The organism is Blautia sp. HCP3S3_H10_2, from assembly GCF_052122375.1.
GTDB lineage: Bacteria > Bacillota > Clostridia > Lachnospirales > Lachnospiraceae > Blautia_A.
Genome location: NZ_JBQKCL010000005.1, coordinates 163,570 through 181,863 on the forward strand (window position 1 = coordinate 163,570; position 18,294 = coordinate 181,863).

General features: G+C 38.1%; 24 protein-coding genes and 4 pseudogenes. 27 read left to right on the plus strand and 1 reads right to left on the minus strand.

All coding sequences use genetic code 11. The annotated features are described in order from the left end of the window. The first annotated feature begins 51 nt into the window (after positions 1 to 51). The 15 genes and pseudogenes from ACTQWB_RS07145 to ACTQWB_RS07215 all read left to right on the plus strand — a co-directional run bounded on the left by ACTQWB_RS07145 (position 52) and on the right by ACTQWB_RS07215 (position 8,792). Complete coding sequence (locus ACTQWB_RS07145) at positions 52 to 396, plus strand: hydrogenase maturation nickel metallochaperone HypA (protein WP_441501276.1); 345 nt, start codon at positions 52 to 54, stop codon at positions 394 to 396. A 135-nt stretch (positions 397 to 531) separates the two neighbouring features. After that, entirely contained in the window at positions 532 to 681 is a 150-nt protein-coding gene (locus ACTQWB_RS07150) for a hypothetical protein (protein WP_441501277.1), read from the plus strand. A 177-nt stretch (positions 682 to 858) separates the two neighbouring features. After that, positions 859 to 1,071, plus strand: a complete 213-nt coding sequence (locus ACTQWB_RS07155; RefSeq protein ID WP_441501278.1) for a DUF6219 family protein — start codon at positions 859 to 861, stop codon at positions 1,069 to 1,071. A 3-nt stretch (positions 1,072 to 1,074) separates the two neighbouring features. Continuing rightward, positions 1,075 to 1,530 carry a thioredoxin-dependent thiol peroxidase gene (bcp, locus tag ACTQWB_RS07160; RefSeq protein WP_118543348.1) on the plus strand — a complete coding sequence of 152 codons (456 nt, stop codon included), beginning with the start codon at positions 1,075 to 1,077 and terminating at the stop codon, positions 1,528 to 1,530. After that, the gene (yaaA, locus tag ACTQWB_RS07165; RefSeq protein WP_441501279.1) at positions 1,530 to 2,282 is read left to right on the plus strand and encodes a peroxide stress protein YaaA; all 753 of its coding nucleotides are present in this window, start codon (positions 1,530 to 1,532) and stop codon (positions 2,280 to 2,282) included. The genes bcp and yaaA overlap by 1 nt, the downstream gene beginning before the upstream one ends. Before the next feature lie 125 nt (positions 2,283 to 2,407). Beyond that, positions 2,408 to 2,814 (plus strand): annotated as a pseudogene (locus ACTQWB_RS07170) (Fur family transcriptional regulator). Further along, positions 2,807 to 3,427 (plus strand): annotated as a pseudogene (locus tag ACTQWB_RS07175) (flavin reductase); the annotation flags it as partial. The pseudogenes ACTQWB_RS07170 and ACTQWB_RS07175, both read left to right, overlap by 8 nt. Before the next feature lie 18 nt (positions 3,428 to 3,445). Then, positions 3,446 to 3,988, plus strand: coding sequence for a rubrerythrin (gene rbr / locus ACTQWB_RS07180; RefSeq protein ID WP_441501350.1), 543 nt, complete (start codon positions 3,446 to 3,448; stop codon positions 3,986 to 3,988). Positions 3,989 to 4,000: 12 nt separating this feature from the next. Beyond that, positions 4,001 to 4,815, plus strand: a pseudogene (locus ACTQWB_RS07185) (L-lactate dehydrogenase). Between the two features lie 27 nt (positions 4,816 to 4,842). Beyond that, positions 4,843 to 5,217 (plus strand): desulfoferrodoxin family protein, encoded by a 375-nt coding sequence (locus ACTQWB_RS07190; protein ID WP_117989805.1) that lies wholly within the window; start codon positions 4,843 to 4,845, stop codon positions 5,215 to 5,217. Between the two features lie 94 nt (positions 5,218 to 5,311). Continuing rightward, a complete protein-coding gene (locus tag ACTQWB_RS07195; RefSeq protein WP_005339874.1) occupies positions 5,312 to 5,470 on the plus strand; it encodes a rubredoxin in 159 nt (52 codons plus the stop codon). 154 nt (positions 5,471 to 5,624) lie between these two features. Beyond that, entirely contained in the window at positions 5,625 to 6,371 is a 747-nt protein-coding gene (locus ACTQWB_RS07200) for an SDR family NAD(P)-dependent oxidoreductase (protein WP_129256982.1), read from the plus strand. 89 nt (positions 6,372 to 6,460) lie between these two features. Further along, positions 6,461 to 6,766: a thioredoxin gene (gene trxA / locus ACTQWB_RS07205; protein WP_129256983.1), complete on the plus strand. Its 306-nt coding sequence runs from the start codon at positions 6,461 to 6,463 to the stop codon at positions 6,764 to 6,766. 12 nt (positions 6,767 to 6,778) lie between these two features. After that, on the plus strand, positions 6,779 to 7,099 hold the full coding sequence (locus tag ACTQWB_RS07210; RefSeq protein WP_270404858.1) for a rhodanese-like domain-containing protein: 321 nt from the start codon (positions 6,779 to 6,781) through the stop codon (positions 7,097 to 7,099). A 1-nt stretch (position 7,100) separates the two neighbouring features. Continuing rightward, on the plus strand, positions 7,101 to 8,792 hold the full coding sequence (locus ACTQWB_RS07215; RefSeq protein WP_441501280.1) for an FAD-dependent oxidoreductase: 1,692 nt from the start codon (positions 7,101 to 7,103) through the stop codon (positions 8,790 to 8,792). A 111-nt stretch (positions 8,793 to 8,903) separates the two neighbouring features. Here ACTQWB_RS07215 and ACTQWB_RS07220 read toward each other — a convergent pair whose 3' ends face one another. Then, positions 8,904 to 9,563, minus strand: a complete 660-nt coding sequence (locus ACTQWB_RS07220; protein WP_441501281.1) for a Crp/Fnr family transcriptional regulator — start codon at positions 9,561 to 9,563, stop codon at positions 8,904 to 8,906. Positions 9,564 to 9,699: 136 nt separating this feature from the next. Here ACTQWB_RS07220 and ACTQWB_RS07225 point away from each other — a divergent pair, with 136 nt between their 5' ends. The 12 genes and pseudogenes from ACTQWB_RS07225 to ACTQWB_RS07280 all read left to right on the plus strand — a co-directional run bounded on the left by ACTQWB_RS07225 (position 9,700) and on the right by ACTQWB_RS07280 (position 18,294). After that, positions 9,700 to 10,620, plus strand: a complete 921-nt coding sequence (locus ACTQWB_RS07225) for a hypothetical protein (protein ID WP_441501282.1) — start codon at positions 9,700 to 9,702, stop codon at positions 10,618 to 10,620. Positions 10,621 to 10,705: 85 nt separating this feature from the next. After that, entirely contained in the window at positions 10,706 to 11,032 is a 327-nt protein-coding gene (locus ACTQWB_RS07230; protein ID WP_243874112.1) for a hypothetical protein, read from the plus strand. 119 nt (positions 11,033 to 11,151) lie between these two features. Continuing rightward, positions 11,152 to 11,352 carry a 4Fe-4S binding protein gene (locus tag ACTQWB_RS07235; RefSeq protein WP_028086469.1) on the plus strand — a complete coding sequence of 67 codons (201 nt, stop codon included), beginning with the start codon at positions 11,152 to 11,154 and terminating at the stop codon, positions 11,350 to 11,352. After that, positions 11,349 to 11,933 carry a 4Fe-4S binding protein gene (locus tag ACTQWB_RS07240; RefSeq protein ID WP_441501283.1) on the plus strand — a complete coding sequence of 195 codons (585 nt, stop codon included), beginning with the start codon at positions 11,349 to 11,351 and terminating at the stop codon, positions 11,931 to 11,933. The genes ACTQWB_RS07235 and ACTQWB_RS07240 overlap by 4 nt, the downstream gene beginning before the upstream one ends. 98 nt (positions 11,934 to 12,031) lie before the next feature. Next, the gene (locus tag ACTQWB_RS07245) at positions 12,032 to 12,805 is read left to right on the plus strand and encodes a NifB/NifX family molybdenum-iron cluster-binding protein (RefSeq protein ID WP_227616290.1); all 774 of its coding nucleotides are present in this window, start codon (positions 12,032 to 12,034) and stop codon (positions 12,803 to 12,805) included. 333 nt (positions 12,806 to 13,138) lie between these two features. Continuing rightward, positions 13,139 to 13,462 carry a thioredoxin family protein gene (locus ACTQWB_RS07250; RefSeq protein ID WP_015524989.1) on the plus strand — a complete coding sequence of 108 codons (324 nt, stop codon included), beginning with the start codon at positions 13,139 to 13,141 and terminating at the stop codon, positions 13,460 to 13,462. A 15-nt stretch (positions 13,463 to 13,477) separates the two neighbouring features. Continuing rightward, complete coding sequence (gene trxB, locus ACTQWB_RS07255; RefSeq protein WP_441501284.1) at positions 13,478 to 14,404, plus strand: thioredoxin-disulfide reductase; 927 nt, start codon at positions 13,478 to 13,480, stop codon at positions 14,402 to 14,404. A gap of 430 nt (positions 14,405 to 14,834) precedes the next feature. Next, a complete protein-coding gene (locus tag ACTQWB_RS07260; RefSeq protein ID WP_256171739.1) occupies positions 14,835 to 15,308 on the plus strand; it encodes a sigma-70 family RNA polymerase sigma factor in 474 nt (157 codons plus the stop codon). 241 nt (positions 15,309 to 15,549) lie between these two features. Next, complete coding sequence (locus ACTQWB_RS07265) at positions 15,550 to 15,732, plus strand: hypothetical protein (RefSeq protein ID WP_081646594.1); 183 nt, start codon at positions 15,550 to 15,552, stop codon at positions 15,730 to 15,732. A 153-nt stretch (positions 15,733 to 15,885) separates the two neighbouring features. Then, a complete protein-coding gene (locus ACTQWB_RS07270; protein WP_005344285.1) occupies positions 15,886 to 16,266 on the plus strand; it encodes a type II toxin-antitoxin system PemK/MazF family toxin in 381 nt (126 codons plus the stop codon). Next, entirely contained in the window at positions 16,247 to 16,495 is a 249-nt protein-coding gene (locus ACTQWB_RS07275) for a DUF6870 family protein (protein ID WP_441501285.1), read from the plus strand. Before ACTQWB_RS07270 ends, ACTQWB_RS07275 begins: the two co-directional genes overlap by 20 nt. Before the next feature lie 108 nt (positions 16,496 to 16,603). Beyond that, positions 16,604 to 18,294 (plus strand): annotated as a pseudogene (locus tag ACTQWB_RS07280) (recombinase family protein).

Consider the following 18,294-nt stretch of genomic DNA (forward strand, 5'->3'; position numbering starts at 1 on the left):
ACATAGCCAGTTCATGCTCACAGGTAAGGAACTATATAAAGGAGCAGAAATATGCACGAGCTTGGTGTAACATTTCATATTATGGACCATCTGGAAAAGGTGGCAAAAGAAAATGAGGTGACTCAGATACGGAAAGTCACATTGGAACTGGGGGAGGTTTCCACTGTGATCGAGTCATACTTACAGAATTGCTGGACATGGGCTGCGAAAAAGCGGCCTCTGTTCCATGAATCTGAATTAGTGGTGGAAACATTACCTGCGATTACTTATTGCGAAGACTGCAAAGAGACTTATCCTACTGTAAAGCATGGAAAGATCTGTCCTTATTGTGGAAGTGAGCATACTTATTTATTGCAGGGAAATGAGTTCAACATTAAGGAAATAGAAGTAGAGTAGAGGAAAAGGAGAGAGAGTTATGTTTTTTCAAATCTATGGAAAGTGTTTGCAAGAAAACTTTTGCAGATGTACAAGGATAATTCTTTTCATTCGACAAAATTCTCCACAGACAGGGGATATGCGACGAGCCTTGATATGAACATCTATTTATGGAAAGAGGATATTGAAGATGGTGAACCGGTAATGACAGCCGAATACAGACCGGTAGAATATGGAAAGGACTATGATGTTGTCGATAATCCTGATAAATTTCAACTATATATAGATGGAAAAGAGATTAAATAGTAATTTCCTGAAGGTAAGCTTTTGGTTAGATTTTTCAAAGAAAAATTATAGGATAACAATACATAGTTTTAACCATGATATTCTGAAAAATTTATAGGAATGCGCTATTGTCAAATTGACATAGGAATGTGGTAGAGTATAATTACAATTGAATACACTGAAAAATGGAGGAATTACATGAAAGTACATAAATATTGGTCAGTTGGAGCATTAATTACAATGTTTGGGACTTATTACACTGGATATAAAAAGCTAAAATCAAGTCATAAATACTTTGCTTTAAGTTCTATGTTATGTATGGTAATGGCGATATATACAGGCCATAAAATGATTACTGGGAATAGAAAAGAAAAGGCAAAAAAAGAGAAAGTTACCGATAGGGAGGAATAAATAATGTTGGAAGTAGGAATTAAGGCACCTGATTTTGAGTTGCCAGATCAAAATGGGAAAATACATAGATTATCGGATTATACAGGAAAAAAAGTGATTTTATATTTCTATCCAAGGGATAATACACCAGGATGTACGAAGCAGGCATGTGGTTTTTCCGAGAGATACCCTCAGTTTACCGAAAAAGGTGCAGTTATTCTTGGAGTCAGTAAGGATTCTGTAGCGTCTCACAAGAGATTTGAGGAAAAATATGGATTGGCATTTACACTTTTAGCAGATCCAGAGCGAAAAGTTATTGAAGCTTATGATGTATGGAAAGAAAAGAAAAATTATGGCAAAGTATCTATGGGAGTAGTAAGAACCACATATCTTATTGATGAACAGGGGGTTATTATAAAGGCAAATGATAAAGTCAAGGCTGCAGATGATCCTGAAAATATGCTTAAGGAATTAGATTAATGAAGATAATATTATCTCCTGCTAAAAAGATGATTACAGATACTGACAGCATAGCACCGGATGCATTGCCTGAATTTATTGAAAAGACGACAGAGATACAAAGTTGGTTGAAAAGTAAGTCAAAAGAGGAACTGAAAGGCATTTGGAAATGTAATGACAAGATTGCAGAACAAAATTTCAATAGATTGGGAAATATGAATCTTTATCAGATGCTCAGTCCGGCTGTTTTATCATATGAAGGAATTGCTTTTCAATATATGGCACCATCTGTGTTTGAAGATATGCAGCTTGAGTATGTGCAAAATCATTTGAGAATATTGTCTGCATTTTATGGTGCTCTGAAACCAATGGATGGTGTGACACCTTATCGTTTGGAAATGCAGGCAAAAATCAGGATTGGAGATGCCAAAAATCTGTATGAGTACTGGGGTGACTTGTTATACCGCTCAGTAATAGATGACAGCAGGATTATCATTAATCTTGCATCAAAAGAATACTCAAAATGTATAGAAAAGTATTTGACACCACAGGACAGATATATTTCGGTTACATTTTGTGAAGCTTCTGGAGATAAAATGGTAACAAAAGGTACATATGCCAAGATGGCTCGTGGTGAAATGGTCAGATTTATGGCAGAAAATAATATTGAGAATCCGCTGGATATTAAGAAATTCGACAGACTTGGTTATTCATTCCGTTCTGATTTATCATCAGAAACCGAATATGTTTTTGAACGAAAAATAGAACAATGATTTAGATTAAAGATGCTCAACATGGGCATCTTTTAGTAATAATGAGAATTATTACTATTTTATTGACAATATAATAATGCTGATATATAATCCTTATTAAGAACAAATCCTAACAAGGAGGACTGATGACGAGTAGGAGAAATACCATTCAAAAAGATCTTGTAAGAAATGCCGTATACGAAATGAGAAGACATGTTACAGCAAATGAAGTGTATGAATTTATAAAAGCAGCATATCCTACAATCGGAAAAGGAACTGTATATAGAAATCTTGATATATTGGTAGATGAGGGTTCGTTAAGGAAGGTTGAAGTTCCGGATGGACCGAATAGGTTCGATTTTTCATTGAAAATCATTACCATGTCAGGTGTGCAAAATGCGGTGAAGTTTCAGATGTGGATATGGATGAAATACCGGATTTGCTGGAAAGAATTCATAACACTCATGGAATCGAATTTTTGGATTATGATATTTCATTTAAAGGTATTTGCCCAAAATGCAGGGAGAAGGTAAAGGAGGAAAAAAATGGATAGGAAAGCAATGTATAAGTTGAGTTATGGATTGTTTGTACTGACTGCCAGAGAAGATGAAAAAGACAATGGATGTATTATTAATACAGCCATTCAGGCAGCTTCTGAACCGAACCAGTTAAGTATCTGTGTCAATAAAGCAAATTACACGCATGACATGATTCAGAGAACTGGAAAATTCACAGTATCAGTATTAAGTCAGAAGGCACAGTTTGAATTGTTCAAACATTTTGGCTTCCAATCAGGAAGGGATACCAATAAATTTGAAGCATTTGAAAAGTGTGCTAGGGGTACAAATGGTATTTATTATATTACAGAAGGTACAAACGCATACATTTCTGTAACAGTTAATAAAACGGAGGACTTAGGATCACATACAATGTTTATCGGTGAGATAACAGATATGGAAGTTTTAAGTAATGTTCCTTCTGTCACATATGATTATTACCAGAATAATATTAAACCTAAGCCACAGGCAGTCGGAAAAACCGAGGATGGGCAGACAATATGGCGTTGCAGAATTTGTGGATATGAATATGTAGGAGAAGAATTACCGGACGATTTTATATGTCCTTTATGTAAGCACCCAGCATCAGATTTTGAAAAAATAGTAAAGAAAACGGAGGAAAAAGAAATGGCAGCAAACAAATACGTAGGAACACAGACTGAGAAAAATTTACAGGAGGCATTTGCAGGGGAATCGCAGGCAAGAAATAAGTATACCTATTTTGCTTCTGTAGCGAAAAAGGAAGGCTACGAGCAGATGTCAGCATTGTTTTTAAAAACCGCAGATAATGAGAAAGAACATGCAAAGATGTGGTTCAAGGAATTAGCAGGAATTGGTGATACAAAGGAAAACCTGGCATCAGCGGCAGAAGGCGAAAATTATGAGTGGACAGATATGTATGAAGGCTTTGCTAAAACAGCTGAGGAAGAAGGATTCCCTGAGCTTGCAGCAAAATTCAGGGCAGTAGGTGAGATTGAGAAGCACCATGAGGAAAGATATCGTGCACTTCTTAAGAATATTGAAACTGCTAAAGTTTTTGAAAAGAGTGAAGTTAAAGTATGGGAATGCCGTAACTGCGGACATATTGTGGTAGGAACCAAGGCACCTGAAGTATGCCCGGTATGTAATCATCCACAGAGCTATTTTGAAGTACATGAAGAGAATTATTAAGGGGATGAGATTATTACGAAGAAGAAAGTGATTAATTCAAAAAAGCAGTAATGATAGGCTGTGGCTTTGTTGGTTCTGCCTCGGTATTTGCTCTGATGCTGCAATTGTTGTCATATCTGCCGGAGCGGGGCAAAAACCGGGAGAGACAAGGCTTGATCTAGTAAATAAAAATGTAGCAATATTTAAGTCAATCATTCCTGAAATAGCAAAGAGAAATTTTGCAGGTATCATGCTTGTAGTAGCGAATCCGGTAGATATTTTGACGCAGGTAGCCATAAAGTTATCAGGACTTCCGGAAAACAGGGTTATTGGATCAGGGACAGTGTTAGACAGTGTGCGATTAAGATATAAGCTTGGTGAGCATTTATCTGTGGATAGCAGGAGTGTCCACGCATTTATAGTAGGTGAGCATGGAGACAGTGAAGTTGTAGCATGGTCATCAGCCAATGTATCCAGTGTTCAATTGAGTGAAATGTGTGAAATGCGTGGACATTACAAGTACAAGGAAAACACGGCAGAAATAGCTACAGCAGTCAAGAACAGTGCTTATGAGATTATAAACAAAAAGCACGCTACATATTATGGAATTGCAATGTCTGTAAAAAGAATCTGCGAAGTGATTATGAGAGATGAAAAATCAATACTCCCAGTATCTCATATGATTCATGGAGTATATGACATTGACGGAGTATCGTTAAGTATGCCGGCTATTGTAGGTGCAGATGGCATTGAGTCTGACATACCTATTAATAAGTGGAGAGGAAGCGTTAAAGCTTAAGGAATCCGCAGATTCTTTGAAAAAGATTATAGAGACAATTGAATTATAAATTTTACACATGGAAGGAGATAAAAGCATGGAAGTAAAGTATTATATATGTAAGCATTGTGGAAACATTGTTGAAAAGGTAAAGGATAAGGGTGTACCTGTAATTTGTTGCGGAGAACCTATGCAGGAATTAAAAGCTGGAGTGACAGATGCTGCTGTTGAGAAGCATGTACCTGTATATACGGTAGAAGGCAGTCATGTTCATGTCGTGGTCGGAGAGACAAAACATCCAATGCTTGAAGAGCATTTCATTGAGTGGATTACATTAAATACAAATCAGGGAATATACAGAAAACAGTTAAATCCAGGGCAGGAGCCGGTAGCAGATTTTTGTCTTTGCGATGGAGAATATGTAGAAGAAGTATATGCATACTGCAATCTTCATGGGTTCTGGAAATGCTAAAAACACTTGACATTTGTGCCAAGATTACAAAATAATTCAGATACAACAGTAAAATATGCTGCGTATTAATATATTTTTAAGGAGGAACAAACTAATGAAATATGTATGTGACGTTTGCGGATGGGAATATGATGAAGAGGAAGGTTATCCTGAAGGTGGTATTGCACCAGGAACAAAGTGGGAGGATGTTCCGGAAGATTTTGAATGCCCATTATGTAATGTTGGAAAAGATCAGTTTTCAGAAGTTGAATAGAAGCCTAATCTTGTGTTAAATATGGATGGATAAATCAAAACCCTGTTGCGTGAGCAACAGGGTTTTTTATTGCGATATTTTGTGATGATATCACAGAAAATAATCTACCTTTTGCTTATAATGTAGCTAGAAACTAAGTAAGGAGGTAGTCTAAATGAGATTAAAAGATAAAGTTGCAATCATTACGGGTGGAAGCCGTGGCATAGGATTTGCTACAGCTGATAAATTCTTGAAGGAAGGCGCTACAGTTGTATTGGCGGCAAGTTCACAGGAATCGGCAGATACTGCTGTAGATAAATTAAAAGAAAAATATCCCAATGCAATAGTTGCTGGAATTAGTCCAAATCTTGCAAGCATGGAGTCTGTCAGAAAGGCCTTTAAAGAGGCAATTGAAAAATATGGATGTGTCGATATACTGGTAAATAATGCAGGAATTTCAGAAAACACTTCATTTATGGATTATACAGAGGAGACTTTTGATAAAGTCATGGATCTAAATGTAAAAGGAGTATTTAATACTACTCGTGTAGCTGCAGAATGTATGGTGGCAAGAGGCAAGGGGGTCATTCTCTCAACTTCTTCCATGGTGAGTATTTCTGGACAGCCAAGTGGGTTTGCTTATCCTGCATCCAAGTTTGCAGTAAACGGATTGACTGTATCATTAGCAAGAGAACTAGGACCTAAAGGTATTCGTGTTAATGCAGTTGCACCTGGGATTACAGAAACTGATATGATGAAGGCCGTGCCAAAGGAAGTTATCGAACCTATGATTGAAAGAATTCCATTGCGTCGTCTTGGACAGCCAGAAGATATTGCCAATGCATTTGTGTTTCTTGCTTCAGATGAAGCGAGTTATATTACAGGTGTTATACTAAGTGTAGATGGTATGGCAAGAAGTTAAGGCAATGTGGTATGGTGATGTCATCACAGAAAAGAAATAAAATTCAGATTATAATAAAGCCACAAAGTAATGATAGGGAGGATTATAAAATGACTGCAATTAATATCAATAAAAATAATTTCCAGAATGAAGTAATGAATTCTGATAAACCTGTCCTTTTGGATTTTTGGGCGCCTTGGTGTGCTCCTTGTCGTATGGTGGTTCCTGTCATAGAGGAGATTGCAGGTGAACGCCCTGATATCAAAGTTGGTAAAATCAATGTGGATGAGCAGCCTGAACTGGCAAGTGAATTTAGTATTATGAGTATCCCAACTTTGGTGGTTATGAAGAATGGGAAGATTGTACAACAGGTTTCAGGTGCGAGACCTAAGAATGCAATTTTAGAAATGCTTTAAGGAGGTGCGCTAATGAGATTTTTTGATTTCCTTAAACAGGCGAATATTAATCAAGGGATAGAGGAATATAAAAGGACTGCTGGTGCAGTTCTGCTGGATGTACGTACTCCGCAGGAATATCAGGAAGGGCATATACCAGAAAGTAAAAATGTACCGTTACAACAACTTAACAATGTTGTTTCAGTAGCGAAAAATACAGAAATTCCACTGTTTGTATACTGTTATTCCGGAGCCCGAAGTCGTCAAGCAACAGGGTTGTTGCAACGAATGGGATATTCTAAAGTAAATAATATCGGTGGCATTGTTGCTTATTCAGGAAAGGTGGAAAAATAAGATGAAGGTAATAATCGTAGGCGGTGTAGCCGGAGGAGCTACAGCTGCAGCAAGAATACGAAGACTGGATGAACATGCAGAAATTACTGTATTTGAAAGATCTGGATACATATCTTATGCGAATTGTGGGCTTCCGTATTATATTGGCGATGTGATCACAGATCAGGAAGAACTTACACTACAGACACCGGAGAGTTTTTTCGCACGCTTCCGTATTAACATGAAAATTCATCATGAAGTTATCTCCATACATCCGGATCGTAAAACTGTTTCAGTGAAAAATTTGGAGAATGGTGAGATATTTGAAGAAAAATATGATAAGCTGATCCTTTCTCCAGGTGCAAAGCCAACACAGCCGAGACTTCCTGGAGTAGGTATTGATAAGCTTTTTACACTTCGTACAGTAGAAGATACTTTTCGGATAAAGGAATATATTAATAAGAATCATCCAAAATCTGCAGTGTTGGCTGGTGGCGGTTTTATAGGCTTAGAGCTGGCAGAAAATTTGAGGGAGCTTGGCATGGATGTTACAATCGTCCAGCGGTCTAAGCAGCTGATGAATCCATTTGACCCGGATATGGCATCCATGATCCATAATGAAATGAGAAAGCATGGAATAAAACTGGTACTAGGCTATACAGTAGAAGGATTTAAAGGAAAAGACAATGGAGTGGAGATCTTATTAAAAGATAATCCATCCCTTCAGGCTGATATGGTAGTGCTGGCAATCGGAGTCACACCAGACACAGCATTAGCAAAAGAAGCTGGTCTGAAACTTGGCATCAAAGAAAGTATCGTAGTGAATGACAGAATGGAAACTTCTGTACCGGATATTTATGCAGCAGGTGATGCAGTTCAGGTAAAACATTATGTTACGGGTGATGATGCGCTGATTTCTTTAGCAGGACCAGCCAATAAACAGGGCAGAATCATTGCTGATAACATTTGTGGCGGTGATAGCCGTTACCTGGGCAGTCAGGGAAGCTCCGTTATCAAAGTGTTTGATATGACAGCAGCTACCACAGGTATCAATGAAACCAATGCCAAAAAGTCAGGATTAGAGGTAGATACAGTAATTCTTTCGCCTATGAGTCATGCCGGTTACTATCCCGGTGGAAAAGTGATGACCATGAAGGTGGTTTTTGAAAAAGAGACTTATCGCTTGCTTGGTGCTCAGATTATTGGATATGAAGGAGTTGATAAACGTATTGATGTACTGGCAACAGCAATTCATGCAGGGCTGAAGGCAACCCAGTTGAAAGATTTGGATCTCGCATATGCACCGCCTTATTCCTCTGCAAAGGATCCTGTAAATATGGCCGGATTCATGATAGACAATATAGCAAAAGGGATCTTAAAACAATGGCATTTGGAAGATATGGATAAGATTTCTAAAGATAAAAATGCTGTGTTGCTGGATGTGAGAACGGTAGATGAATTTAGCAGGGGGCATATTAATGGATTCAAAAATACTCCTGTAGATGAACTGAGGGAACGTATCAATGAAATTGAGAAGGGAAAGCCTGTTTACCTGATATGCCAGAGTGGGCTACGCAGTTATATTGCAAGCCGTATTTTGGAAGGAAATGGATATGAAACATACAACTTTTCAGGGGGATTCCGCTTTTATGATGTAGTGGCTAATGACCATACACTGATTGAAAGATCATATGCATGTGGTATGGATTATTAGAAATAAATAAAATATTTTTATAGTTTGATTGTAGTATAAAAAGATCCCCCATTTATTAGAATGACTTTCATAATTCTGATAAATGGAGGATTCTTTAGAGAAAAAAACGTTTTATGATCTTTGTAGTGTTTCCAGTCTTTTCGAATCAAGGATTGTTATTTTGCCGCGAGAGAGTTTGACGAGTCCTTCGCCTTGAAAGTATCGAAGCATTCGAGTGATAACTTCCCTGTGGGAACCAAGATGGTTTGCGATAGTTTCGTGAGTGATTTTCAGTTCATTTGTTCCTTCAATGGATGTTTCTTCTAAAAGAAATGAAGCAACACGCTTATCCAAACTCTTCCACATAATCTGTTCAATCAGCCACATGACATCAGAAAAACGGGTAGCCATTAACTCATTGGTATAGTTTGCGACAGGAGCAGAATCCTTCATGATGCCCTTATAGATTTCAGCAGGGATGATCCAAAGATCAGTATCTTTTTCTGCTTCAATGGTTACTTCAAATTGAATGGAGCGCATGATACATGAGGCGGATAAAAGACACATATCCATATCGAACAGACGGTAAAGTGTAATCTCCCGTCCTTCATCTGAAAGTATGTAGGTTCGAAGCTGCCCGGATTTAACCAGTAATAATCCAGTACAGTCCAGGTTTCCATTGTGAATGATCGTTCCTTTTTTTACAACCTGTGTGATTAAATTGTCTGAAATTAGTTTTTTCTGTGCTGTATTTAAGTCACTCCATAGTGGAAAATAATTTTCGAAGTTCATAACAGTTATCTCCTTTACGAACATAGTATACTTGCTTTTTTAAGATGCGTCAATCATATAATTGACATATGCCATAAATAAAAATATACTGATTATAATACATGACTGTTGTAGATATGATAGGGAGGGATAAATAATGCAGGGAGATGTCAGTTTTACATTTTTGGACCGAATTGAAGAAGTAGAACTGAATATTGTAGATAGACGATGGCAGTCTGCACTGGCATTGGCATTGACTTTGCCAGATATTTGCGGAGGTATTGCTTTCCCGGAAATTGTTAAACATTATCGAGATGGACGGGTTATGCTGGATCGGCAAAAAAATCCGACTCGTGATGTGGGAACCCAATATATCCGCTGGTTTGATGAATATGCAGGGGACCACTTTAAACTATCTCAATCCGATGAAAAGCCATATATTTGCGGAGAACGCTGTTGGCAGCTTCGGTGTGAATATCTTCATCAAAACAAAGGATTTTTAAATGATGAAAAGAATATACACTTTCATCTTGGATTAAACTGTGGAATGTCAGTTTGTCAGCTGGACAGTATGAACATACAGGAGAACAGAATCGATATTCGTATAGACATAGAACAGTTTTGTCTGAGAATGTGCAAGGCAGCAAAGAGTTACTATGATAAAGTTAATTTGGAAAAAGACTTTAGTCTTTATAATACACCAGTTTTGGATTTTATTCAGGTAACACAAAAAAAGAAAGATGCTTCTCTTATTGCACTGATCTGTGGCAATAAACGCTATGCAAAAGGATTAAAAGAAGCATTGCAGTTTATTTCAGATCAGATCATGCTGTTTTACACACCAGAAAGTGCTAAAACAAAATTAGGCAGACATAAGCCGGATCTTTGGATTGTTACCGAAGATATGACGAGCCAACCGAATCAGCCATGGCGTGCGGACAGGACAACACCTGTAATTTTAATCACAGGCAATCCTGATGCTGTTGAGATTAAAAAGAATTCAGGAAAACTAACTGTTCTATCTATGCCATTATCAATAGTTGATTTGCGGAAAACCGTCGAAATATATGTGTCGTGAGGAGAAGTTTATGCTGTACATAATACTATTATTTGTATTTGTAGTTGTATATTTGATGATGCTTATGCGGAGACAGAAAGAAAAGATGAGTGAAATTAAAATACAAATAGATCAACTGCAAGCACAACATGATCGATTGCAGAAAGAAAGGGATCAGTTACAAGAACGGATGAATCATCTGGAAGAGCAACGAGAACACTTGCAAATGCAAACAGACCAGGCATTTCGGAGTGCTGATGAAATCGAGAAAATTTGCGATGAGATATGGAATCATGCTAATACCATTCACCTTTACTCTTCGTTAGCTGAAGAAGAAAGCAAATCTATAACAATGAAAGAAAAACAAAAAGAAATTATTCGAACAACTGAGGAGATTCTAAACATCATATATAAATATAAAGGTAATGTATAATAAAAATATGTCATTGTAATGATTAGCGTTCAAGGTAAATTCTTATGTAATAATGTCACAGAAGGATTTACCTTTTTCAGGTACAAAAGAGATACAAAATTTGAAAGGGGAACAAAGCATTGGCAAAAAGAGTGGCAAGTGTCGATAAAAAAAGATGTGTTGCCTGCGGAGTATGTGAAAATACTTGTCCGCTGGCAGCGGCCAAAGTTTACCATGGATGTTATGCTGTGGTAGAAGAAACAGTGTGTGTAGGATGTGGAAAATGTGCAAAGTCCTGTCCGGCAGGTTGTATTGAAATGAAAGAGAGGACAGCGATGTGAAGAAAAAGAAACATTGGTATGATTATTTATGGATATGGGCGATCCTTTATTTTGCTCTCGGTTTTTTTAATATTTTGTTCGCTTGGTTTGGGATGATTGATTTCCTGTTGCCGTTAGGAATAGCAATATTCGGTGGAAATAAATTTTTCTGTAATCATTTGTGTGGACGTGGCCAGCTTTTTAGTAAGCTTGGTGGAGATTTAAAATGCTCAAGAAATAAACTAACCCCGCGATGGATGAGTTCAAAATGGTTCCGATACGGCTTTTTGATATTTTTTCTTACAATGTTTGGGAATATGGTATTTCAGACATATTTAGTTGGTGCCGGAGCATCATCCTTACGTGAAGCCATCAAATTATTCTGGACCTTCCGTGTTCCGTGGGGATGGACATACACTGCCGGAACAGTAGCTGATTGGGTGGCACAGTTTAGTTTTGGATTTTATAGTTTGATGCTTACATCTTTGTTGTTAGGGTTGATTGTAATGGTGTTATATAAGCCACGAACCTGGTGTACATTTTGTCCAATGGGAACAATGACGCAGGGTATTTGTAAATTAAAAAATAATGAAAAGAAGTAATACTATAAGGTGATTCATAAAAGGCATATGTCAAAAACGTTATTGACATATGCCTTTTATAGGGCTATTATATAAGAAAAGCGAGAAAGGAGCAGTTTATGCCGAGACCAGTAAAATGCAGAAAAGTCTGCCATTTCCCCAATGTTTTAGAATTTCTTCCGGCAGATGATACGGAGAAAAAAACACCCATTGTTCTGACGGTAGATGAGTACGAGACAATCCGTCTTTTGGACAAGAAAGGTTATAGTCAGGAGCAGTGTGCAGTATCTATGCAGATCGCAAGAACGACGGTCCAGCGGATTTACGAGATTGCCCGGAAGAAAATAGCAGATGCACTTATTGACGGACATCCGCTCAGAATTGAGGGCGGGGATTTCAGAATCTGTGACGGTCAGAGCGGCAACTGCAGCTTTGGAGGATGTTACAAACAGGAAATTTACAAAAAATATGCAGCAGAAAAAGGAGAAGGTATTATGAGAATAGCAGTAACATATGAAAATGGACAGATTTTCCAGCACTTTGGACACACAGAGACATTTAAGATTTACGATGTAGAGGAAGGAAAAGTAGTACATTCAGAAGTAGTAGATACGAATGGAAGCGGACATGGCGCATTGGCAGGAGTTCTTAATGCATTGAATGCAGATGTTTTGATTTGTGGCGGAATCGGAGGCGGCGCACAGACAGCGTTAGCGGCAGCAGGCATCAAGCTTTTCGGAGGAGTTTCCGGAGATGCAGATGAAGCAGTAGAAGCTTTTATCAATGAAACACTTGAGTATAATCCGGATGTGAAATGTTCTCACCATGAGCACAACCACGGGGAAGGACATACATGTGGTGAGCATGGATGTGGAAGCCACAGCTGCCATTAAGAAGAATAGCAAAAAATATTAGTACGAAAGGATGTGCTAAGGTAATGTAGAAGTTACCGCAGCACATCCTTTTGTGTTATGTGATTCTCATATTGATTATTTCTTACTTGCCGAAAATAATGAATTGAACGTATAATACTCCCATCTTTTTGTAACTGTCAAAGATGAGAGTATACTTAATTTATTGAGAAGAGTCAATTATATAACTGACATATGCTGTAAATAGAAGTAAAAAAGCGTGATAAAGTAAATCAACTTTTCTGTGATATCATCACGGAAGCAAGCACTTATTTGGGGTATATTAAGTTCAAATAGGAGAAGGAGTTGAAAAATATGACATCTATAAATATAAATAAAGAAAAGTTTGGACAATTAATTCATAAGGAAAAACCGGTTTTGGTTGATTTCTGGGCACCTTGGTGTGGTTATTGCCGTAGAATTGGAGCAGCTTATGAAAAAATAAGTGAAGAATACAGCGATATTCTTGTTGCTGGAAAAGTAAACATTGATGAAGAACCGCAGATTGCAGAAGCTGAAAAGATTGAGGTGATTCCTACGCTGGTTTTATATCGAAATGGAAAGGCAATAGATTCTATTGTTGCACCTGAATCAAAAATAATGATAGAGAATTTTATTAATGAAGCATTGGAAAAATAAAAGGAGGACTGCTGTATGAATGAAAATCATGTTTACGATATGATTATCGTAGGGGGAGGACCTGGAGGGTATACTTCAGCATTATACGCAGCCAGAGCAGGACTTGATACAATTGTTATAGAAAAATTATCTGCAGGTGGTCAGATGTCATTGACCTGGCAGATTGATAACTATCCTGGTTTTGAAAATGGAATTGACGGATTTTCATTGGCAGAGAAAATGCAAAAACAGGCGGAAAAATTTGGCACTAAAAGTGAATATGCTGAAGTTTATAATATGGATTTAACAGGAAAGCTTAAGAGAGTAGAAACTAGTTCGGGAATTTATATTGGGAAAACAGTAGTGATTGCTACTGGAGCAAATCCAAGAGAACTTGGTCTCGCTAAAGAAAAAGAATTGATAGGTCATGGGGTTGCTTATTGTGCCTCCTGTGATGGTATGTTTTATAAAGATAAGATCGTGGTGGTTGTTGGTGGTGGAAATTCTGCTGTATCAGATGCTGCTCTTTTAAGTCGAATTGCTAAGAAAGTCATCATTGTTCATCGTAGAGATACATTACGTGCAACGAAAATCTACCATGACCAGCTGATGAAAACTGAAAATATAGAGTTTCGATGGAATAATACAGTAAATGAACTGATTTATGGAGAACGATTGACTGGTGTGCGGTTGAAAGATACAGTTACAGGAGAAGAAAACATTATAGAATGTGACGGCCTGTTTGTGAGTATAGGAAGAAAACCGACAACAGATTTTTTAGATAATCAGATAGAACTGGATAATAAAGGATATATTGTAGCAGGTGAAAATACTGAAACGAGTATTCCAGGTGTTTATGCTGTAGGAGATGTCAGAACAAAGTTACTTCGTCAGATAGTAACAGCTGTGGCAGATGGTGCTATGGCAGTACATATGGCAGAAAAATATATTGGGAAAATGTAAAGTGAACTCCGCCTTTTAGCATAGGAATTGTTTTGTTAAGTTAAATAATGAAACAGGAAATAGTCATTTTGATAGACCATATTAACTATAAATAATCAGAATTTGAATAGTGAACTTTTTATACTGAAATATGTACGATTTCAATAATGACATGAACTTATGGGAACGTATTGCGGATACTTTGTGAACTTTATCCTGATACAATGATTATGCTGATGAAAGAAGGCATAGATAACTGAATACAAGAAAGAGACGAAAGCCTCAGTAGTTAAGAAAAAACTACTGGGGCTTTTTTTGTGCCTGAATTTCTCGGCCAATAACTGCGGGCGTATCCCGGCAGGATAAAGGCGGAGCAGGCATGATCCTAAACAGAGGTCCTCCTTCTGGATTTGAAACGAGCAACAAGATTTCAAATTCAGGAGGAACGGATATGTATATTGAACACCCATATTTTTATGAAGGAAAGTACTACGCAAATATTGATGGAGAAATGATCGAGATTACAAAAGAAGTTGCGTATGCGATGAACAATTTTTACAGAAGCAGCAAGGCAAAAAAAGTTGAGATTAAGAACGGATTAGGAGAGGTCGTGGATAAGATGTTGCGGGAGGTACCTTACAGTGGACAGTCCATTGATGGGGAAGGATTCATGATTGAGGATTTCCCGGATCTGAATTGTGACGTGGAGCACAGTGTACTGACAAAAATGGAACAGCAGGATATTCATAAAGTGATCGACCAGCTGAATGCAGAGGAACGCATGATTATTTACGGCATTTTCTTTGAAAACAAGACTCAGACACAGATGGCAGAGATTATGGGAATCTCCAGACAGGTATTAGCGTACAAACTGAAAACGATCCTTAATAAAATGCGTGAAATGTATATGAAAGAATTTTTTTAAAAAATATTGGAAAATTTTTTGCATCAGCCGAAGTCATTTGATTTTAGTAATTAGAGGAGCTTTAAGGACTCCCTAAAATGCACCATGATAACTGAATATCCAATAATAACTGACGTGACATTTCATACAGTGAGCACGGGGAAGATGCCGCTATAGGATTATAAGGACGTAAGAAACTATTTAGAGTCAATAATGCTGTGAAAAAGCACTGACCAAAGCCAGTCGGCAGGCTGGTGATGCGATGACATGTGTGAGATGCGATACACTTGCAGACCCTGAGAAGTCTGTAACTGGTAAACCTATGAACTGCTGGAGCCTGGAAACGAGAGTTTTCGGGTTGTGGTCCGGAGTATGCATTCGGGCAGGTTATTATTCCCTTCCTGCATATGCGGGAGTAACGATTCGGGGTATCGGGGATAAATAGAATCGAGCGAGCACTGTTTAATAATCAAATTGGCTATAGAGGTTATGTGGCAGAGCTTTCCTTATGGGAAAGAAACTCTGCCGTATTCCTGTGGAGCCAATATAGCGCTATGGATGCTTTACAAGTAAAAATAATAGATTGGAGAGAGGACAAATGACAATCCGCAGAGGAGATATCTTATGGGCGGATCTCGGTATGTTCCCGACAACTTCGGTTCAGGGTGGAGTAAGACCGGTGATCGTAGTAAGTAATAACAAAGCTAATACATACAGTTCAGTCATTACAGTAGTTCCGCTGACATCAAGAATATATAAGAAGCGGTATTTACCAACACATGTATTTATCAGTAAATATGACATGACAGGGATCCGAAAAGGAAGCCTGGCCTTGGCTGAACAGGTTATGAGCATTTCTACAAAATGTATTATTGAGAAATGCGGAAGAGTAAACAAGTGGAGCCTGGATCGGGTACTGAAAGCAGTACGGATTCAGATGGGAATGGAAGGAGAAGGGCATGACGGCAGAGGAATATAGAAATTATCTGGAGCAGGATTTCAGTGATGTAGATATCAATGAAATGACTGATCTACGGATGATAAAAGCAGACAAAAATAAGCCACTTCAGGAACGGAGAGATATTTTTCTGAATAAAGTAGGAAATCCTTATCTGGTCCGGATCGGTAATATGAAAGTAAAAGTCAGATTTGCCAATAACGGTATATCTATGGAGCAGGCATTTGAGAATATGCTTCTGAGTGTCTGAAAAAGTACTGGCAAGATTGAGGGGACTGTGTTAGAATGTCGGTAAGGACAAATTATGCAGCCCCCTTTTATTACATGGATTTTCTGACGTAATAAAAGGAGGTAAGATATGTATCAGAATATCAATAAAATCTATCATGCCGCCATCTATGTCAGATTATCTAAAGAAGATGGCGATATTTCCAGTTCAGCAAAACTGGAAAGTAACAGCATTTCTAACCAGAAAGCTTTGATTCTGGATTTCCTGAAAGACAAAAAAGATATAGAAGTTGTTTCAGTCCGAGTTGATGATGGCTACTCAGGCTCTAATTTTGATCGTCCTGCATTCCAGGCAATGCTGGAAGATATCCGGCGTGGAATTGTAGATTGCGTAGTGGTAAAAGACTTATCACGATTTGGAAGGGAATATATTGATTCCGGGAAGTATATCGAGAGATTATTCCCGGCTCTTGGTGTGCGTTTTATTGCCATCAATGACAATTATGACAGTCTCAAGGAAAGAATCAGGCAGACGAAATCATTATCCCATTTAAGAATTTAATCAATGATGCTTATTGCCGTGACATTTCTATTAAGATCAGGAGTAATCTTGAGATTAAGAGGAAAAAAGGTGAGTGTGTGACTCCGTTTGTAGCTTTTGGATACAGGAAGACAAAGACAGATAAGCATAAATTAGAGATTGATCCATCTGCAGGCAGTGTAGTACAGGATATTTTTAAGATGAAGCTGCAGGGAATGAGTCAGGATGCGATCGCTAATCGTTTAAATGAACTGGGTATTCTTTCCCCATTTGAGTATAAAATCAGCAGCGGCAGTCGTTATGAAACAGGCTTCCGGCAGAAAGAACAGGCACTTTGGAGTTCCGTTACCGTCCGCAGGATACTGGAAAACGAGGTTTATATCGGAAACCTTGTGCAGGGAAAAAGGACGACACCGAACCATAAAGTGAAGCAGACTTATGTGAAACCGGAAGATGACTGGATCCGGATTGAGAAAAATCATGAGCCACTGGTGAGCGACCGTGATTTTGAAATTGTGCAGAGGCTTCTGGGCATGGATACACGTACTTCACCTGACCAAAAGCAGGTATATCTGTTGTCCGGAATTGCTGTATGTGCGGATTGTGGTGCACCTATGACAAGAAAGGTTTCCACTGTGGCAGGAAAAAAATATGCTTATTATCTATGTTCCACAAATAAAGAAACAAAACGCTGTTCCAGTCACAGAATACCGGAAAAGGATCTGGAAGATGCCGTACTGGTGATGCTGAAACAGCATATCCAAAATATCCTGCACCTGAAAAGAATCCTGGAATTTATTGGTACTGTGCCATTTCAGGAGATCAATATGAAGAAGCTGCAGGACAGGCTGGAGAAGAAAAAGCAGGAGACAGAACGCTGTAAGGAGTTACGGATGATGCTCTATTCGGATATGAAAGAGGGCATTGTATCAAAAGAAGACTATGTAGAGCTTCATGCAGCCTATGGAAAGCGGCTTAGAAATGCGGAAGAGAGTATCCGTGCGATCCAGAAAGAAATGGATAGTGAGCTGGAAAAAGCAGACAAAGCCAATACCTGGCTGGATTATTTTGTGAAGTATCAGGATATTGAAGAACTGTCCCGCACAGTGGTGGTAGAACTGATCAGGCAAATCAGAGTATACGATAAAAAGAATATAGAGATCACTTTTGATTTTGATGATTGTTATCAGACATTGCTGAATCAATTACCTGCTATGGGAGTTGATATGGTAATAGATGATAATAACAATCTGCAGGTCAAGGTAAAGGAGGTTGTATAA